This is a genomic window from Campylobacter sp. 110 (assembly GCF_002383965.1).
GTDB lineage: Bacteria > Campylobacterota > Campylobacteria > Campylobacterales > Campylobacteraceae > Campylobacter_D > Campylobacter_D coli.
In genome coordinates this window covers 1-1,580 of sequence record NZ_NXBD01000057.1, presented here as the reverse complement: position 1 = coordinate 1,580, position 1,580 = coordinate 1, and the positions used below count along the sequence as shown (strand labels likewise).

The 1,580-nt window shown below is 27.3% G+C and carries 1 protein-coding gene; it reads right to left on the bottom strand.

The features are described 5' to 3' along the window. Window positions 1–1,580, bottom strand: a 1,580-nt coding sequence (locus BGS43_RS09195; RefSeq protein ID WP_096569511.1) for a motility associated factor glycosyltransferase family protein, incomplete at both ends; no start/stop codon positions are given.

Genomic DNA, 1,580 nt, shown 5'->3' with positions numbered 1-1,580 from the left:
TGTCCATAAACTAATTCCATAAATTCTAAATGTTCTTTTATCCAAAGAATACTTTTATTAAAAACATCTTCTTTGGTTTTAGGATTTAAAACATAAATCCTTGCAAGGTTTAGTTCAAATTGTGTCAGTAAAGGACCTAAAATTTCATACAAATCTTGCATTTGTTTCATATCTTCAAGTTTGTTTTTAAACTCATCTATTTTTCTAATAGCTAAGTTTAAATCTTCTTCTTTTTCATTTAAACTCAAATATATACTTTGTATATTTTCAAAATCATTGCTGAGTATTTTACTAAAATCTCTACAATGTTTAATACTTTGATAAACTTTATAATAAGCCTTAAGTAAAAATTCATTTTGTTTATTTAAACTTAAAGGTTCTAATTTTTCAAAAGGTTTATTTAAATCTTTATCAAGTAAATTCTCACAAGCCCATAAAAAAGGTTTTTCTATGGTTCCTTCTATCCTTGCTCCACCTTCGGTGCAGTTGTAGGTGGTTGAAACAATATTTTTCGAAATGGTATTTTGTAAAGAAAATCTAAACATAGTCCAAATTTCAGAGCTTTCAACTTTTCCGTTGCCTCCATAAGCTAAACATTGAAATTTACCCTTATCTCTTCGAAAATGTCCTTCATGTTTATCAAGATTTTTATAATCTTTAGTATGGGAAAATCCATCTTTTGCATAAGCTAAATCCTGTCCTATAAAAATGATGTTTTTATAATTTAGATGAGTTGCAAATTCATAAGCCATATGTGCAACACTTGGCCCATAACCTACATAGCCATATGGGCAAAGATTGATATTTTCAATAAAACTAGATGGCCTTGAAGTAAGTATAAAAGCTCTATTATTTTTTTGAAGATATTTTATGGTTTGTGGATAAACCCAACTTATACAAACAAACAAAACATCTTGATCAAATTCCCCAAAATCATTGTTAAAAAATTCAGAAGTTAAAGGAATCCTTTCCAAAGAAAGCACATAATCAGGCTTTATACCATGTTTAGCTAAAATAGGATAAGAAGAATCCGCACAAAAAATCGTAGCTTTATTAGCATACTTTTTTAACAAAGGAAGTTGTTTAGTAAGAGATGGTCCTGTAGAAACAATGATAGCTGTATCACTTATACCCTTTCTTTTAGAAAGTAATTCTTTATAACTAGGATGAGTAATCATTTGAGGAAGATTATAAACAAATTGCTCTATGCCTTGAAGAGCATCAAGAGGATCATTACCATGAGAAACAATAGAATTTTTAAAATTTTCTGCTAATTTTTTATTCAATCCTAAAATATCTTCATGAAATCTTTCATAATAATGACTCATCAGTTCTAAAAAATAAATTCTAGAAAATTGAAAGAAAGGTTTAGAAGAGCAAAGTTCAGTATAATCTTGAGCTTGTAATTTATCATTTTCCAAAATCATCAATCTTGCACTTTGCAATTCACTTGAAAAATCTAAGATATGAAACATTATCCAAATGATTTCTATATCTTTTTCAAAAACAACAATATGTTGATGATTTTTATTTTGCAATAAAGCTTTAAATAAAATTCCATTTCCAAAACCATAAAAATA